Source organism: Bacillus hominis (assembly GCF_018332515.1).
GTDB lineage: Bacteria > Bacillota > Bacilli > Bacillales > Bacillaceae_G > Bacillus_A > Bacillus_A hominis.
This window is the reverse complement of sequence record NZ_BOQD01000441.1, coordinates 1-2,638: the sequence shown is the minus strand read 5'-3', so window position 1 is coordinate 2,638 and position 2,638 is coordinate 1. Positions and strand designations below refer to the sequence as shown.

The window sequence follows — 2,638 nt, the reverse complement described above, 5'->3', positions numbered from 1 at the left end:
AAGTTAGCTTTTTACTATATCAACCGCACTATCCCACATACCATTAAAGAAAGATCCGATTTTACGCATAAAACGTGTAAACCAATTTGCTTGTTCTACATCAGATTTTGTTACAAGGTCTACTTGTAATGATTTACCTGATAAAAACCCAGGATCTGTACTGTCTTTAGGCGTTATAATCATTTTACTAATTGTTACACCTTTTTTAATAGGCGCTTCTTGTTCTTTATTCGATACTTTAAATTCTTTTTTATAAACATCATTGTTGCCCTTTGGCATTGGAAGTGAAACAGCTTGCTTCGTTTGAACAACTACATCTTTGTCCTTTGCATTTGCTACTCGCACTGTTTCATGACCTTTTACTACTGCATCTTTTCCATAGACCTTCTTCACTTCAAAATTCGCAAATCCATAATCATATAATTTCTTCGTTTCATCAAAACGTGCTGTATGGGAGTTTGCTTTTATCACTACAGATATTAGACGCATACCGTTTCTTTCTACTGTACCAGTAAAACAATCTCCGGCTTCTGGAGTTGTTCCTGTTTTCAAGCCATCTACACCTTCGTATTGCTTAATTAAACCTTTTAACATCATGTTAAAATTCACCATATCAATTGGATACTTGCCACCCTTTTGGAATGTTTTTTTAGGGATTTTTGCTGTATCTAACATTTTTGGAAAATCTTGAACGAGACGTTGTGCTAAAATCGCACAATCTCTTGCGGACATTTTATTTTTCTCGTCTGGAGTTGTCCCTTCTGGATGATGTCCTTTTAAATCATAGTTTGTTAAGCCTGTAGAGTTTACAAATTTATAATTTTTCATTCCAAACTCTTTTGATTTATCATTCATCATTTTCACGAAATCGGCTTCTTTTCCAGCAATTTCTTCAACTAAAGCAATTGTTGCACCGTTTGCAGAGTAAATTGCCATTGCCTCATATAACTCTTTTACTGTATAAGAGCCACCATTTTCTAATGGGACGTTTGATAATGAGCGATCTTGCGAAATCTTATATGCATATTCAGAGATTTTAACTTTTTGATCCCATTTAAGTTTTCCTTGATCCACCGCTTCATGAACTAAGTATTCACTCATCATTTTTGTCATACTAGCAATTGCTAGTGATTCATCCGCATTTTTTTGATATAAAATTTTTCCGGAATTCGCTTCTACTAAAATTGCTGATCCTGCTTCTACGTCTAAAACAGGGACTGTTTCCGCTGATGCTCTTCCAGATGTAACAACTATGCTACAAAATAGTGTAAGCACTGTTACTATTACAATGAATTTTTTGTAAAACATACCTTTCAATTCTCTTACCTCCAATATCTTTGTACTCAAAAAAAACCGTTATTCTAGCATAATCCCTATAAAAATAGATAGTTTTATCAAATTCTATATACATATAAGACGTTGGGATCGCTTTCATATAGACCATCTCATCCCACCCTTTTAGACGCACTGACACTTCGTATTCCTACACGCATCCCTATTGTTAATACCTTTGTATTTTTCAAGATGATCCGTACTTTCATATTTTTTAGGATTACACTTAATAGACAATGTAAGTAATACATTTGTTCCATGTTTACAAAAAATAAAACCAGTGTGTCCCGATTAAATATCGAAACACACTGGTAGCTTAGCATTCGTTTATTAGCTATCAAGGATTTTAATTATTCAATCCAGCTATTTGCTAGACTCATACTAAATAAGAAAAAAACTACATCCTATATTGAATGTAGTTTTTCTAGCTGATTTATTTATTTTTTACTTCATTTTTATAAAAAGCAAATAATGGTTCAATGGCTGAACTAGATAAAAGAGGAATTGCCTTCTCAACTAATTCTCTATTCCAATCAAACCAACGCATTTCCATTAGCATATTAATTTCTATATCAGTGAACCGTTTCTTTATTTCCTTAGCAGGATTACCACCTACTATTGTATAAGGCGGAACTTCTTTACATACGACAGATCCCGCTGCAACAATTGCACCTTCACCAATAGTAACGCCAGGCATTATAATAGCATTCATACCGATCCAAGCATCACTTTTAATGACTGTATCACCCTTCGGTTCATATGATTGTTCTATTTGCTCAACGAATGGATAAACTGTAATCCATTCAGGGTGATGATTATGGTTCCCACCCATTAAAATGACAACTCCACTTGCAATACAAACATAATTTCCAATAATGAGTTTATCAAGTTGCCAACCCATCTGTTCAATTGGATTGAAAAGTGCTTTGGATTTAGCATCGCCCCACAAATATCTTACACAGCCATCTTCAAAATTTTGATGACCATAATATCCTGAATAATAGGAGTACTCTCCTACTTCAATAAGTGGATTTGTTACTATATCTTTTAAATACTTCGTTTCAGACCAATGATTATATAATGGATGCTTCATAATTACATTCCTCGCTTCTAAGTATGGTAGATTTTATAATTTACTTAGAAGCTTAATACGACAGCTACATTTTTAAACTTTTTCAAACGACGAATCATTATCTTCAAGCCTTTCAGTTATAATAAAAAATCATAACGTAATAAATTATACAAGTCAAATAGAGAAAGGTATAACAAATCTGTTTTTATAAACACGGGTTTGTTATACTTTATT

At 33.1% G+C, this 2,638-nt stretch carries 2 protein-coding genes; both read right to left on the bottom strand.

From position 1 onward, the window contains the following. Window positions 1-3 precede the first annotated feature (3 nt). Window positions 4-1,317: a D-alanyl-D-alanine carboxypeptidase family protein gene (locus KI356_RS26170; RefSeq protein WP_274388407.1), complete on the bottom strand. Its 1,314-nt coding sequence runs from the start codon at window positions 1,315-1,317 to the stop codon at window positions 4-6. A gap of 448 nt (window positions 1,318-1,765) precedes the next feature. After that, window positions 1,766-2,425: a CatB-related O-acetyltransferase gene (locus KI356_RS26165; protein ID WP_212936901.1), complete on the bottom strand. Its 660-nt coding sequence runs from the start codon at window positions 2,423-2,425 to the stop codon at window positions 1,766-1,768. Window positions 2,426-2,638 lie beyond the last annotated feature (213 nt).